This is a genomic window from Tropicimonas sp. TH_r6 (genome assembly GCF_033101155.1).
Classification (GTDB): domain Bacteria; phylum Pseudomonadota; class Alphaproteobacteria; order Rhodobacterales; family Rhodobacteraceae; genus Tropicimonas.
Window position 1 is genome coordinate 81,451 of record NZ_JAWMPX010000002.1, and the last position, 13,183, is coordinate 94,633.

Consider the following 13,183-nt stretch of genomic DNA (forward strand, 5'->3'; position numbering starts at 1 on the left):
GGTCAGTTCACATCCAGCGTGACCGGTTCGCTGACGCGCGTCTGGCTCGGGGTGAGATCGGCGATATAGGCGTAGCCGACAAGACCGATTCCGGCCAGCACCACGAGGTAGAGCAGTAGTTTGATCAGTCGCCACATCTTTTCGCCTGCCTTCTTTCCGCGCGCCTTCCACGACGCGTTCGGGGAATTTATACATGGCATCCCGGGCGAATTCACGCCATTGAGGGAGATAATTTTTCACTCGGCGAAGTGATGCCGGAATTGCCGCGCGACAGGCGAAAACGGGCAAATAAGGAGGCGGGTTTGACAGCGCGACTGAAGAAGACGGTTGTTCTGGTGGGCATGATGGGCGCGGGCAAGACGGCCGTGGGGACGGCGCTGGCGGCGCGACTCGGCGTGCCCTTTCTCGACAGTGATGCCGAGATCGTCGCTGCGGCGCAAATGCCGATTGCCGAGATATTCACCCGCGATGGCGAGGTCTTCTTCCGGGATCGCGAGGCCGAGGTGATCTCGCGCCTGCTCGACGGCGCGCCGGGCATCCTGTCCACCGGCGGCGGCGCCTTCCTTGCGGAGCGAAATCGCCAGATGATCCACGAGCGCGGTGTGTCTGTCCTGCTCGATGCCGATATCGACCTGCTCTGGAACCGGGTGAAGCACAAGGAGACGCGACCGCTGTTGCGTACCTCCGATCCGCGTGCAACCCTTGAGGAAATCTTTACGGTCCGGGCGCCGATCTACGCCCTGGCCGATCTCGCCGTGCCCGCGCGCCCCGAATATGCCATCGCTGACATGGTCGGGAAGGTGATTGAGGCGCTCGAAGGCCGGCCGGACGTGTTTGGGGAGTAATCGAGTCATGGAAATCGTTCATGTGCCGCTGGGAGAACGGTCCTATGATGTCGGCATTGGCTCCGGGATCATGGCGCGGGCGGGCTATCGCGTCGCGCCTTTCCTCAAGCGCCCGCTCGTGGCCATCGTCACCGACGAGACGGTTGCCGGGTTGCATTTGGAAGCGTTGAAGGCGTCTCTGGCCGAGGAGGGAATCAAGAGCGTCTCGCTGATCCTGCCGCCGGGAGAGGCAACGAAATCCTGGCCGCATCTCCAAAGCTGTGTCGAGTGGCTGCTCGAGGAGAAAATCGAGCGGTCCGACATGATCATCGCCTTCGGCGGCGGGGTGATCGGCGATCTCGTGGGCTTTGCGGCCTCGATCGTGCGGCGCGGCATCCGCTTCGTTCAAATCCCGACAACGCTGCTGGCGCAGGTCGACAGTTCCGTCGGTGGCAAGACCGCGATCAATTCGCCCTCCGGCAAGAACCTGATCGGGGCTTTCTATCAACCGAGCTTCGTGCTGGCGGATGTCGATGTGCTGGGCACGTTGACGGAACGCGATTTCCTGGCCGGCTATGGCGAGGTGGTGAAATACGGGCTGCTCGGAGATCTGAAATTCTTCGAATGGCTGGAAGAAACCGGCCCGGCGCTCGCGGCGGGCGATGTCGGGGCGCGGATCGCGGCGGTCAAGTGGTCTGTACAGATGAAGGCCGATATCGTGACCCGAGACGAGACCGAGCAAGGCGACCGTGCGCTGCTCAATCTTGGTCACACCTTCGGCCATGCGCTGGAGGCGGCGACGGGTTATTCGGACCGGCTGCTACATGGCGAGGGCGTTGCGATCGGCTGTGCGCTGGCCATCGAGCTTTCGGCGCGGCTGGGCCTGTCCTCGCAGGAAGATCCGAGCCGGGTGCGATCGCATTTGCGCCGGATGGGGATGAAGGTCGATCTGGGGGACATCCCGGGCGAGTTGCCTTCGGCCGAAGCTCTGCTGGAACTGATGGGGCAGGACAAGAAGGTTGTGGGCGGTCAGATGCGGTATGTTCTGACGCGCGGGATCGGTCGGGCTTTCGTGTCTGCGGACGTGCCGAGCGCCGAGGTTCTGCGATTGTTGCGGGATGAGCTTGGCAGGTGAAGGTCGCGCTGTAATTGATTGTTTTTGAAGTGAATAACTGCAGGATGCGTTTCTGATTCGAGCGCTGATTGGCACGGCTGTCCTTTCGGTTGCCTTTGACTGCCGCGATCGGTGGCTGCCGGCTCAGGCCGTCTCGCGCATATGCGCAAGCGTATAGGTCAGACCCTTCCGGATATGGGCTTCGAGATGTTCCCGCGCCAGGGACGCATCCCGCGCCAACGCCGCGTCGAACATTGCCCGGTGCTCCTCCACCGCCACCGTGCCGCGGTTGGTCATGACAAGCATCTGGTATCGCAGGTATTTATCATAGAGCCGCGCATGCAGCTCCAGCAGGTTCCGCGAGTCGCAGGCCTGGATCAGCGCCTGGTGGAATTCCCAGTCATAGCGTTTCCACAGCTCGACCTCCGAGCTGTCACCCTCCAGCATCCGCTGTTCCAGCAGGTGCAGCTTGTGATGTGCGGCGACGAGATTGCCCTCCCAATCCGTATCGCCATTGGCAACCGACAGCTCCAGCGCGTGGCATTCCAGCAGAACCCGCAGATTGGCAACCTCGACGAGATCCTCCGCCGAAACCGGTGTCACGAAGAAGCCGCGTTGCTCCGGCGCATCGACGAAACCTTCGCTCGCCAGCCGGTTCAACGTCTCGCGCAGGGTCGACAGGCTGGCCGAATACTGCGCCTTGAGCGGCTCCAGCTTGAGCTTCGCCCCGGGCGACAGGACGCCAAATATGATGTCGCGCTTGATCCGCTGATAGGTGGTTGAGCCGACTGTCTGTGGTTGGTTCGTCATCTGCTCGCATCTGATATTTTCAAATTCGTCATGAATATAGAGGGGTCATGACAGTCGCTCAATATCACGAAGCCCTCCGCACTGTCAAAAAATATCAGACATTATTGAAAGTATCCGCTGTTGCGGCTAATCTTTGCGGAACGGGCCGAGTCGCGCTGCGTGTGTGGGCGACATGGGAGGAGGCCGTGATTTCGGGAGCGACGGCATGAGCGAGACAGTGGTGAAACTTGTCGTGGCCGGGATCGGGCTTGTCGGGCGGCGGCATGTGGCGGCGATCCGGCAGACGGCAGGGACGGAGATCGCCGCCGTGGTCGATCCGAGCCCCGAGGCGCGCGCCTATGCCGAAGACGCCGGGCTGACCATTTACGAGACGCTGGAGGCGATGTTTGACGCGCTGTCGCCCGATGGCGTGATCCTGTCGACGCCGACGCCGCTCCATGTCGATCAGGCGATGCTCTGCGTCGCGCGCGGTTGCCCGGCGCTGGTGGAGAAGCCGCTGGCGACCTCGGCGCAGGCCGCCGCCGAGCTGGTCGCGGCGGCAGAGGCGGCGGGTGTTCCGTTGCTGGTTGGTCATCACAGGCGCCATAACCCGTTGATCAAGAAAGCGTTCGAACTGATTTCCGGCGGTGAGATCGGGCAGGTGCGGGCCGTACAGGCCAGCGCCTGGTTCTACAAGCCGGAGAGCTATTACGACGTCGCGCCCTGGCGCAAGGCGAAGGGGGCGGGGCCGATCTCGGTCAATCTCGCCCATGACGTGGACCTGATCCGGCATCTCTGCGGCGAGATCACCTCTGTGCGCGCCGAGGCCACGCCCTCGATCCGGGGCTATGAGAACGAGGATGTGGCCGCCGCCGTATTCCGCTTCGAGAATGACGCCATCGGCACGATCACCGTCTCCGACGCCATCGTCGCGCCCTGGAGCTGGGAGTTGACCGCGCAGGAATATCCGATCTACCCGCGCACCGCAGAGAGTTGCTACCTGATCGGCGGCAGCCACGGCTCGCTCTCGCTGCCGGATCTGCGGATCTGGAGCCATGGCGCCACGCGCGATTGGTGGACGCCGATCTCCGCCACCTCTCTCACCCGCGACAGCTCCGACCCGCTGCTCAACCAGATCGCCCATTTCGCGCAGGTGATCCGGGGTGACGCGGCCCCGCTGGTCAGCGGGCTTGAAGGATTGCGGACCTTGCGCGTCATCGAAGCGATCCAGAGCGCGGCGGCCAGCGGCGACGCGGTCGAGATTTCCCGCGACTGAGCCCCCATCATCGCCAAGATCGGACAGATCCATGACACTCTCCATCGCCACCACTTTCGTTCCCGGCAGCCTGCCCGCAAAGCTGGAGGCCATCGCTGCGGCGGGCTTCACCGCTGTCGAGCTGCATGAGCCGGATTTCACCGGATACGAAGGAAGCGCCGAGGATTTGCACCGCATCGCGAGCGATCTCGGGTTGCGCATCGCGCTGCTCAAGAGCTTCCACGATCTCGAAGGCGCCCCGACAGAAGCGCGCGCACAGGTCTTTGACCGGTTGGAACGCAAGCTCGACCTGATGGCGCGGATGGGCGCAGAGACGCTGCTGCTCGGCACCGCGACCAGCACGGAGTATTCGGAAGACAGCGCCCGTATCGCCGCCGATCTCGCCGAAGCCGCCGAGCGCGCCGCGGCACATGAGCTGCGTCTGGCCTGTCTCGCGCTGCCCTGGGCGCGCCATGTCACCACCGAGATGCAAGCGTTTGAGCTGGTGCAACAGGTCGATCACCCCGCGCTCGGCCTCGCCCTGAACTCTTTCTTCTCGCTGGCCGATGGCTCGAAGCCCGCCCGTCTGCGCGACATTCCCGGCGAGAAGATCTTCCATGTCCAACTCTCCGACGCCCCGGCCATTGATGGCGATATCCGCCACCTGAAGCGGCATTTCAGCCTGTTGCCCGGGCAGGGGCGGCTCAATCTTGCCGGCTTCGTCCGGGTGCTGGCGCGCTCGGGCTATCGCGGGCCGTGGTCGCTGGCGCGCGTCAACGAGGGCGATCCGGCCAGCGCAAGCCTTGCCACGGACGGGTTCCGCGCGCTGGTCAACCTGCTCAACGATGTCTCCGCCACCGAGCCGGATCTCGATTTCGGCATCGACCGGCTGCCGGAGCGGGTCCATGCGACGGGCTGGGAGTTCATCGAGTTCGCCGCCGACGACGTGAGCGGCGCGCAGCTGACGAAACTGCTGGAGACGCTCAGTTTCCGGATGGAACGGCGGCATGTCTCGAAATCCGTCGAGCTCTGGCGACAGGGCGCGGTGAATATCGTGGTGAACACGGACCGGGAGGGGTTTGCCCGCGAGGCGTTCCTCGAACATGGACCGAGTGTTTGCGATATGGGGATGCGGGTGAAGGACGCCGCGCAGACCGTGGCGCGCGCCGCCGCCCTCGGCACGCCGGAATTCCGACAACCGGTCGGCACGGGCGAGCTGCAAATCCCGGCCATTCGCGGCATCGGCGCCAATGTGGTGCATTTCATCGACCAGCAAAGCAATCTGCACCGGGTCTGGGATATCGAGTTCGAGCCGGTCGCCAAGGCGGAAGCCACGCAGCCCGCTGGCATCCGCCGCATCGACCATGTCGCCCAGACCATGCGTTATGACGAGATGCAGCACTGGCTGCTCTATTACATCTCGACTTTCGAGATGAAGAAATCGCCCACCGTCAACGTGGCGGACCCGTCAGGCGTCGTCCGCTCCCAGGCCATCGAGACGCCGGAGGGCGAGATCCGGCTCAACCTGAATGGCGCGGAAGGGCAGCAAACGCTGGCCGGCTCCTTCCTGAAAGGCGCTGACGGGGCAGGGGTGCAGCATATTGCACTGCTGACCGATGACATCTTCGAGACCTCGGCCCTGCTGGAGGCGGCGGGTTTCCCGCGGCTGGCAATCTCGCCGAATTACCATGACGACCTGCACGGGAGTTTCGGGCTGGAAGATGCGTTGATCGATCGGCTCCGGGCGGGCAATATCCTCTATGATCGCGACGGGAAGGGCGAGTATTTCCAGATCTATTCGCAGCCGATCTTCAACGGCTTCTTTTTCGAGATCGTACAACGCAGGGGCGGCTATCAGGGCTATGGCGCCCGAAATGCCGCGATCCGGCTGGCCGCGCAGGCCCAGCATCTGCAACATGTGGCGGAGGAGATGGCATGAAGGCAGCGTTGATCGGTCACGGGATTGGTGCCTCGTTGACGCCGGCCATGCATGAACAGGAGGGGCGCGCGCTCGGGCTGGACTACAGCTATGAGCGCTTCGACACCGCCATGCCGCCCTGGTCCCACAAGACCCTGCTAGAGATGATCCGTTTCGCCGAGGCCGAGGGCTATGCCGGGGTCAATGTCACCCATCCTTTCAAGACTGCCGTGCTGGGCTGGGTCGACGAGGTCTCGCTCATGGCCCGCGCCATCGGCGCTTCCAACACGGTGCTGTTCCGGGACAATCGGCGCATTGCCCACAACACCGACCTGCCGGGATTCCAGCGCGCCTTCGAGGCGGGCGGGGCCGGTTGGGCCCGTCGCCACGTGTTGCTGCTCGGCGCGGGCGGGGCCGGGCCGGCCGTGGGCATGGCGCTGCTCGGGCTTGGGGTGAAGAGGCTGGACGTGCTCGACCCGGTGCCGGGCAAGGCAGAGGAGGTCGCGCGCCGGCTCTTGCGCGCCTATCCCTCTATCCCGATCACACCGCATGAGACGGTGCAGAAAGTCGCACTGGACACGCTCGACGGGATGGTCAACGCGACCCCTGTCGGCATGGAAAACCATCCCGGCATGGCGCTTGACCCCGCGCGCCTGCCCGCCAGCGCCTGGATCGCCGATATCGTCTATTTCCCGCGCGAGACCGAGCTGTTGCGCAGCGCCCGTGCGCGCGGCATGCCGGCGCTGGCGGGGACCCGGATGGCCCTCTACCAGGCGGTCGAGGCCTTCGAACTCATCACCGGGCAGGCCCCGGACACGACCCGCATGGCCGCCTCGCTCGACGCCATGCTCGACGGAGAAAACCCATGACCGAGACAGTTGACGCAGCCGCCATCCGCGACTGGTGGCGCACCTCCATCATCGACATGGCCCCCGGCCGCATCGCCTTTCGCGGCACGCCTGTCGAGGAGCTGATCGGCACTGTCAGCTTCCCGCAGATGATCTGGATGATGGTGCTGGGCGAGATTCCGACCGCGCCGCAGGCCCGGCTCTTCGAGGCCGCCCTCGTGGCCGGTGTTGACCACGGACCGCAAGCGCCCTCCATAGCCGCCGCGCGGATGGCCGCGACCTGCGGCGTGGGGCTCAACAACGTGATGGCGACGGGCGTGAACATGCTGGGCGATGTGCATGGCGGGGCAGGGGAGCAATGCGCGGAGCTGTTCTATGATATTGCTGCGCGGATGGATGAGGGCGCGCGCTTGCAGGACGCCGTGCGCGACGGGCTCGATGCCTGGCGCGCCCGATATGGCAAGATCGTCTCCGGCTATGGCCACCGCTTCCACAAGCCCAACGACCCGCGCGCGCCCCGCCTGATGGCGCTTGTCCGCGATGCTGCCGCCGAGGGAACGGTCTCGGGACGCTTTGCCGGGATTGGCGAGGAGGTGCAGGCGGAGCTGGCCCGCCAGCGCGGCGGCCAGCCCATCGCGATGAATATCGACGGCTCGACCGCTGTCATCTTCTGCGAGCTGGGCTTCCCCCCCCCGCTTGCGCGCGGACTCTTTTGTCTTTCGCGCTCGGTCGGCGTGCTGGCCCATGGGTGGGAACAGATGCAACAGGGCGGGCGCAACAAGGGGCCGATGCCGCCGGACTACCTGCCGAGATATGCCCCTCAAGCAGAATAACCTTCGGCAGGTTCGGTTTAAAACCTGATGGACCGGCCCTGCCGGGTCCGCCGAAGCCTGTTCGGATTGGCCGGTAACCACATTAAAAAAAGGACAATTTTCGAGAGCCGGTCGCCGGCTGGCGTGGCAATTGGTGGTTAGCGTGCAACCGCTATGATCGACGGTTTTTAGCCGGTCACAGCGGAGACAGAACGGCTTGATAATTTCCAAAATATCAGATATTTTTGCAAATGAATGAGCATTCCATCTTGAGTGCTGGCAGGAGGAGAGATCCATGAAAACTCTGGAGGAGAGTGTGGCGCACCGTTCGCTCTATTCGCTGGCGCATCTGACGTTGATAAACGCCACTGCGCCGGAGCTGGTCTATATCGCCGCGCGGGCGGGCTATGATGCGGTCAGCCCGCGATTCATCCCGATGAATGTCGCCGGCGAATTTATCCAGTCGCCGGTCTCGAAGGCCCAGATCCAGGCCACGAAGACGGCGCTGGACACGACGGGCCTCGAGGTGCTCGATGTCGAGCTGGCGCGGATCACCGAGGATTGCGACCCGCGCAGCTTCGAGCCTGCGCTGGAGCTGGGCGGCGAGCTGAACGCAAAGCGGATCATCATGTCCGCCTGGACCAACACGCGCGACGACCGCAACTTCCTTGTCGATTGCTATGCCGAGACCTGCGAGTTGGCCGAGCCCTATGGGCTGACCGTCGATCTCGAATTCCCGTCCTTTTCGCGCCTGCGCACATTGGACGAGGCACTGGACATCGTGCGTGCCGCCGACAAGCCGAACGCGGGCATCCTCGTGGACACGCTCTACCTGCACCTCTCCCGCGTCGATATTGGCGAGCTGCTACATGTGCCGGGCGAGCTGTTCCACTTCCTGCATATTTCGGACTGCCTGCCGGGCATTGCCGACACGCGCGAGGGCATGATCCAGCTTGCCCGCGACGCGCGGCTCTATCCGGGCGAGGGCTGGATCGATTTCGCCGGGATCATCGAACGCATGCCGCCGGTGGATTACTCCATCGAGCTGCCCAACCAGTCGCGCGTGGCCGAGCTTGGCTACGAAGAACACGCCCGACGCTGCCTGCAACATGCCAAGAAGACCTTCGGCGACGCGCGGTCCCACCGCCGCATGCCCGACATGGCTGCCATTCAAGGACAAGAGGAAAACCATGGCCAAAGAGCTCACTGAAGAAGAACGCGCCCTGGCCGCCGAGATGCTGGAGCGCGCCCGCGTTGCGATGGCGCGTATCGAAGACTGGAGCCAGGCGGATCTCGACCGGCTCGCCCAGGCGATCGCCTGGTATGCCGGCAATGAGGCGACCTTCACGCGCCTCGCCCATCAAGGCGTGGACGAGAGCGGCATCGGAGACCGTGCGCGCCGCCCCGCCAAGCGATTCAAGATCCACATGGTGCTGCGCGACGTGCTGCGCACGCCTTCGACCGGGATTGTCGAAGTGGACGAGGCGAAGGGGCTGGTGAAATACGCCAAGCCCGCGGGGGTCATCGCCTCGCTGATCCCGATGACAAACCCGGCGATGACTCCGCCGGTCACCGGCGTCTCCGCTGCCAATGCGCGCAATGCGGTGATCTTCTCACCGCATCCGCGCACGGCTGGCACGACCTATGAGATGGTCGAGGTCATGCGGGCAGCCTGTCGCGCCGTGGGGGCACCGGACGATCTTTTCCAATCGATCCGCCAGCCCTCGATCCCGCTCACGCAACACCTGATGGAGATCTGTGATCTGACGCTGGCCACCGGCGGCAAGCCGATGGTCCGGGCGGCCTATTCCTCGGGCAAACCGGCTTACGGCGTCGGCGCGGGCAACAGCTCGATTGTCATCGACGAGACAGCGGATATCGAGATCGCGGCGGAGAATACGCGGATCTCCAAGACCTCGGATTACGGGTCGGGCTGTTCGGCGGATGGCAACATCATCATCCAGCGCTCGATCTACGACAAGATGGTCAAGGCGTTGGAGGCCGAGGGCGGTTATCTCTGCAATGACGAGGAAAAGGCGAAGTTAGAGGCCGCGATGTGGGACGAGAAGGGAAACCGCACCTTCCCAACCATCGCCTGCCCGCCGCAGCAGACAGCGGATGTGGCCGGGTTCACCATTCCCGAGGACCGCAAGTTCCTCATGGTCGAGAACCAGGGGCAGATCGGACCATCGTACAAGTTCTCGAAAGAGAAGCTGACCACGGTCATGGCGCTTTACCATTTCGCAGGTTTTGAGGATGCGCTGGAGACCGTTCGCCAGATCTACAATACCGGCGGCAAGGGCCATTCCTGCGGCATCTACAGCAATGATGACGCGCATATCGATGCGCTCGCCCGCGTGGCCCCCGTGAGCCGGATGATGGTGCGCCAGCCGCAGAGCAAGGCCAATGCCGGCGCCTGGACCAACGGGATGCCGATGACCTCAAGTCTCGGTTGCGGGATCTGGGGCGGCAATATCACCAATGAGAATGTCACCATGAAACAGATGATGAACTACACTTGGGTCAGCCGCCCGATTCCGGAAGACCGGCCTTCCGAGGAAGAGCTGTTCGGGGAGTTCTATGGCCGGGAGGTTGGATGATGACCGAGAAGACCGTTGCCGAACATATCGTCGACTTCCTTGAGCGGCGCGACGTCAAACATGTCTTCGGGCTCTGCGGGCATACGAATATCTCGGTGCTTGCGGCGCTGGAGAAGAGCCCGATCGATTTCGTGACCGTGCGCCACGAGCAGATCGCTTCGCATGCCGCCGATGCCTATGCCCGCGTGCAGGGCAGGGCGTCTGTCGTGCTGTCGCATCTCTCGCCGGGCCTGACCAATTGCGCGACCGGTGTCGCCAACGCGGCGCTGGACTGCATCCCGATGGTTGTGATCGCCGGCGACATCCCGACCCATTACTACGGCAAGCACCCGCATCAGGAAGTCAATCTCCACGGCGATGCGCAGCAATACGAGATCTACCGCCCCTTCGTGAAACGCGCCTGGCGCGTGGACCGTGCGGACCTGATGGCGGATGTGCTGGAGAAGGCCTTCCACCTTGCCGAGAGCGGTCAGCCGGGGCCGGTTCTGGTCAACGTGCCGATGGATGTGTTCTCACAGGTGATCCCGTCGCACACATTCGATCGGCTCAAGGAGAATACCCGCGCCCTGGTCAAGCCCTCGATTGACGACGAGACGGCGCGCGCGATCGTCGAACGACTGGCGAAAGCGGAAAGCCCGGTGATCTATGCCGGCGGCGGCATCCTGCTGGCGAAGGCGTCAGAGGAGCTGCGGGAATTTGTCGACCATATGCAGATCCCGGTGGCGCATTCGCTGATGGGCAAGGGGCTTTTGCGCGACGATCACCCGCTGGTTCTCGGCATGACCGGCTTCTGGGGCACCTCGCTGACCAACCAGGCCTGCCTCGATGCGGATTACATCTTCGCCATCGGCACGCGGTTCAAGGAGGCGGATTGCTCCTCCTGGTATCCGGGCTACACGTTCAATATCGGCGGCGAGACCGACAAGACCAAGGTCATCCATATCGATATCGAACCCTCCGAGATCGGCCGCAATTACCCGACGGAAATCGGCGCGGTGGCCGATGCGAAGGCCGCGTTGAAGGTGCTGACGCGGGTGGCGAAAGAGCTCTATCCGGACGGGTTCAAGCGGCCGGAAGTCACGGAGAAGATTTCTGAATTCCGTGCGGGCTTCAAGGAGAGTAACCGCGAGATGGCGACCTCCTCTGCCTTCCCGATGATGCCCGAACGGATCCTCGCGGACACCCGCGCGGCCCTGCCGGAAGACGCGATCATCACCACCGATGTCGGCTGGAACAAGAACGGCGTCGGCCAGCAATTCGACATCCTGACGCCGGGCTCGATCCTGACTCCCGGCGGCTTCGCCACGATGGGTTTCGGCCCGCCGGGCGCCATCGGTGCCAAGCTCGCCGCCCCTGACCGCGTCGTGCTCAGCCTCGTCGGCGATGGCGGCTTCGGCCAGAACCCGGCAATGCTCTCCACAGCGGTTGAGCTGGATCTCGCCATCGTATGGCTGGTGATGAACAACAACGCTTTCGGCACCATCGCGGGGTTGATGAAAGCGCATTACGGCAGCACCTATGGCGCGTCCTTCCCCGGCTCGGCCGAAGCGCCGACCAACGGGCCGGGCTATGCGGAGATCGCTCGGGCGTATGGGGCAGAGGGGGTGCGGATCAGCTCCGCCGACGCGCTGTTGCCGGCGCTGCGGGCGGCCATAGCCAGCGGGCGGCCAACTGTGCTGGATGTGCCGATGATCAACAACCCGACGCCGACAACGGGGCATTGGAACATCCTCGACATCTACTCACCGGATCGGGACGTGTCCCACGTTGCGACCTGAGAAAAGGGGAACGTGATGTAGGCGCCCCTCCGCGTGAGGCTGGCGGGACTACCGACTGTTTTGCGGCACGGCCTGTCGCCTTGAGCCGGCAGGGGACGTTGGAGCGGAGCGCTGAAGGGCACGGAACCAGGCGACGCCGCCGTGCCCGCGCCGGAACGTCCCGGCGGTCTGGCGCTTTTCCACCCGCGCGCAACGCTCTGATCTTTCTCGGACCTGGCTGGGATTAAGTGCAGACCTCCGGCGTTGCCGCGCCAACCCACGGTCCGGCGCGGGCACGGCTACCGCTGGAGCGTTTTGTGGCCGCAGCGAACGGCGGCTCTGTTCGCAAGCCGCCGCGAAAAGATGTCCGTAATTCGAGCCTCAGGCGAGCGCCGAGAAGTAGTCGTCCCAGCTCTGATGCGGCCGTCCGGCCGCGGCTTCGAAATCGCTGGGCTGGTCGAGCGCGCCATCATGGATGCCCTGGTATATCCCCGCGATCACCGTGCCGAGGAACTCCCCAAGTTCGGAGATCTCGAAACCCAGGAACGCGTCCTGCGCCATCGCGCGATAGGTCAGATCGGTGCCGAAGGTGCGGTTGAGATAGCCGACCAGCTCGGTCTGGGTCAGCGGTTCGCCATGCAGCAAATAGGTCTGGCCGTCATGTTTCGCCTCGGTCAGCATGTGGGCATAGGCGATCCCAAGCTCGGGGCGGCTGGTATAGCCGCAGCGGCCCGTGCCGGCGGAGTTCATGATCGCGCCGAGTTTCTTGTAGCTCTCGAGATAGTCCACATCCGGTTCGATATAGATCCCGTTGCGGCCGACCGCCCAGTCCAGCCCGCTTTCGCGGATATCGGCCTCGGTCTGGCGGTTGCTCTGGATGATCGGCGAGAAGCTGGTGCCGCTCTCGGCGCCCTGCACAGAGGTGTAGACGATCTTCTTCACGCCGGCTTCCCTGGCGGCGTTGATCACGTTGCGATGCTGGCCGATCCGGACATCCGGCGCGGCCATGCCGGAGACGAGCAGCAGCCGGTCTACCCCGTCCAGCGAGGCGCGGAGTTGGTCCGGATCGTCATAATCGCCGGGACGGATCTCGATCCCCAGCCCGGCGGCTTTCTCTGGAGAGCGGGCGAGGCCGATGACGGGAGCGCCGGAGTCTAGCGCGACCAGCGCGCGGGCGATGGCGGCTCCGAGCTGTCCGGAGGCGGCGGTGACGGCTATGGTCATGATGTCGTTCCCTTCGCTTGCGCCGGGGAACGGTCAGTGTCC

At 64.1% G+C, this 13,183-nt stretch carries 12 protein-coding genes; 9 read left to right on the forward strand and 3 right to left on the reverse strand.

Features of this window, described 5'->3' with window-relative positions:
* Nucleotides 1-2: 2 nt before the first annotated feature.
* Nucleotides 3-137 (reverse strand): hypothetical protein, encoded by a 135-nt coding sequence (locus R3X27_RS02535; RefSeq protein WP_317707252.1) that lies wholly within the window; start codon nt 135-137, stop codon nt 3-5.
* 114 nt (nt 138-251) lie between these two features.
* Between R3X27_RS02535 and R3X27_RS02540 the strand changes: the two genes are divergently transcribed.
* Both R3X27_RS02540 and aroB read left to right on the forward strand, forming a co-directional pair.
* Complete coding sequence (locus R3X27_RS02540; protein ID WP_317707253.1) at nt 252-845, forward strand: shikimate kinase; 594 nt, start codon at nt 252-254, stop codon at nt 843-845.
* A gap of 7 nt (nt 846-852) precedes the next feature.
* Nucleotides 853-1,959: a 3-dehydroquinate synthase gene (gene aroB / locus R3X27_RS02545; RefSeq protein ID WP_317707254.1), complete on the forward strand. Its 1,107-nt coding sequence runs from the start codon at nt 853-855 to the stop codon at nt 1,957-1,959.
* A gap of 123 nt (nt 1,960-2,082) precedes the next feature.
* Here the strand turns inward: aroB and R3X27_RS02550 are convergent, their stop codons facing one another.
* Nucleotides 2,083-2,748, reverse strand: coding sequence for a GntR family transcriptional regulator (locus R3X27_RS02550; protein ID WP_317707255.1), 666 nt, complete (start codon nt 2,746-2,748; stop codon nt 2,083-2,085).
* A gap of 205 nt (nt 2,749-2,953) precedes the next feature.
* On the opposite strand from R3X27_RS02550, the gene R3X27_RS02555 reads away from it, so the two are divergent.
* The 7 genes from R3X27_RS02555 to R3X27_RS02585 all read left to right on the forward strand — a co-directional run bounded on the left by R3X27_RS02555 (nt 2,954) and on the right by R3X27_RS02585 (nt 11,938).
* Nucleotides 2,954-4,003 carry a Gfo/Idh/MocA family oxidoreductase gene (locus R3X27_RS02555; protein WP_317707256.1) on the forward strand — a complete coding sequence of 350 codons (1,050 nt, stop codon included), beginning with the start codon at nt 2,954-2,956 and terminating at the stop codon, nt 4,001-4,003.
* A 31-nt stretch (nt 4,004-4,034) separates the two neighbouring features.
* Nucleotides 4,035-5,921 (forward strand): bifunctional sugar phosphate isomerase/epimerase/4-hydroxyphenylpyruvate dioxygenase family protein, encoded by a 1,887-nt coding sequence (locus tag R3X27_RS02560; protein ID WP_317707257.1) that lies wholly within the window; start codon nt 4,035-4,037, stop codon nt 5,919-5,921.
* A complete protein-coding gene (locus tag R3X27_RS02565; protein WP_317707258.1) occupies nt 5,918-6,769 on the forward strand; it encodes a shikimate dehydrogenase in 852 nt (283 codons plus the stop codon). The genes R3X27_RS02560 and R3X27_RS02565 overlap by 4 nt, the downstream gene beginning before the upstream one ends.
* On the forward strand, nt 6,766-7,581 hold the full coding sequence (locus R3X27_RS02570; RefSeq protein WP_317707259.1) for a citryl-CoA lyase: 816 nt from the start codon (nt 6,766-6,768) through the stop codon (nt 7,579-7,581). The genes R3X27_RS02565 and R3X27_RS02570 overlap by 4 nt, the downstream gene beginning before the upstream one ends.
* Nucleotides 7,582-7,855: 274 nt before the next feature.
* Nucleotides 7,856-8,770, forward strand: a complete 915-nt coding sequence (locus R3X27_RS02575; protein WP_317707260.1) for a sugar phosphate isomerase/epimerase — start codon at nt 7,856-7,858, stop codon at nt 8,768-8,770.
* Entirely contained in the window at nt 8,751-10,160 is a 1,410-nt protein-coding gene (locus tag R3X27_RS02580) for an aldehyde dehydrogenase family protein (protein ID WP_317707261.1), read from the forward strand. The genes R3X27_RS02575 and R3X27_RS02580 overlap by 20 nt, the downstream gene beginning before the upstream one ends.
* Nucleotides 10,160-11,938: a thiamine pyrophosphate-binding protein gene (locus R3X27_RS02585; RefSeq protein WP_317707262.1), complete on the forward strand. Its 1,779-nt coding sequence runs from the start codon at nt 10,160-10,162 to the stop codon at nt 11,936-11,938. The genes R3X27_RS02580 and R3X27_RS02585 overlap by 1 nt, the downstream gene beginning before the upstream one ends.
* 360 nt (nt 11,939-12,298) lie before the next feature.
* On the opposite strand, the gene R3X27_RS02590 is transcribed toward R3X27_RS02585, so the two are convergent.
* Nucleotides 12,299-13,141 carry an SDR family oxidoreductase gene (locus tag R3X27_RS02590; protein ID WP_317707263.1) on the reverse strand — a complete coding sequence of 281 codons (843 nt, stop codon included), beginning with the start codon at nt 13,139-13,141 and terminating at the stop codon, nt 12,299-12,301.
* Between the last annotated feature and the right edge of the window lie 42 nt (nt 13,142-13,183).

What these genes read in the sequence shown, in the direction of transcription:
- R3X27_RS02535 (WP_317707252.1), bottom strand. Translation starts at nt 137, where the DNA reads ATGTGGCGACTGATCAAACTACTGCTCTACCTCGTGGTGCTGGCCGGA.
- R3X27_RS02540 (WP_317707253.1), top strand. Translation starts at nt 252, where the DNA reads ATGCCGGAATTGCCGCGCGACAGGCGAAAACGGGCAAATAAGGAGGCG.
- aroB (WP_317707254.1), top strand. Translation starts at nt 853, where the DNA reads ATGGAAATCGTTCATGTGCCGCTGGGAGAACGGTCCTATGATGTCGGC.
- R3X27_RS02550 (WP_317707255.1), bottom strand. Translation starts at nt 2,748, where the DNA reads ATGACGAACCAACCACAGACAGTCGGCTCAACCACCTATCAGCGGATC.
- R3X27_RS02555 (WP_317707256.1), top strand. Translation starts at nt 2,954, where the DNA reads ATGAGCGAGACAGTGGTGAAACTTGTCGTGGCCGGGATCGGGCTTGTC.
- R3X27_RS02560 (WP_317707257.1), top strand. Translation starts at nt 4,035, where the DNA reads ATGACACTCTCCATCGCCACCACTTTCGTTCCCGGCAGCCTGCCCGCA.
- R3X27_RS02565 (WP_317707258.1), top strand. Translation starts at nt 5,918, where the DNA reads ATGAAGGCAGCGTTGATCGGTCACGGGATTGGTGCCTCGTTGACGCCG.
- R3X27_RS02570 (WP_317707259.1), top strand. Translation starts at nt 6,766, where the DNA reads ATGACCGAGACAGTTGACGCAGCCGCCATCCGCGACTGGTGGCGCACC.
- R3X27_RS02575 (WP_317707260.1), top strand. Translation starts at nt 7,856, where the DNA reads ATGAAAACTCTGGAGGAGAGTGTGGCGCACCGTTCGCTCTATTCGCTG.
- R3X27_RS02580 (WP_317707261.1), top strand. Translation starts at nt 8,751, where the DNA reads ATGGCCAAAGAGCTCACTGAAGAAGAACGCGCCCTGGCCGCCGAGATG.
- R3X27_RS02585 (WP_317707262.1), top strand. Translation starts at nt 10,160, where the DNA reads ATGACCGAGAAGACCGTTGCCGAACATATCGTCGACTTCCTTGAGCGG.
- R3X27_RS02590 (WP_317707263.1), bottom strand. Translation starts at nt 13,141, where the DNA reads ATGACCATAGCCGTCACCGCCGCCTCCGGACAGCTCGGAGCCGCCATC.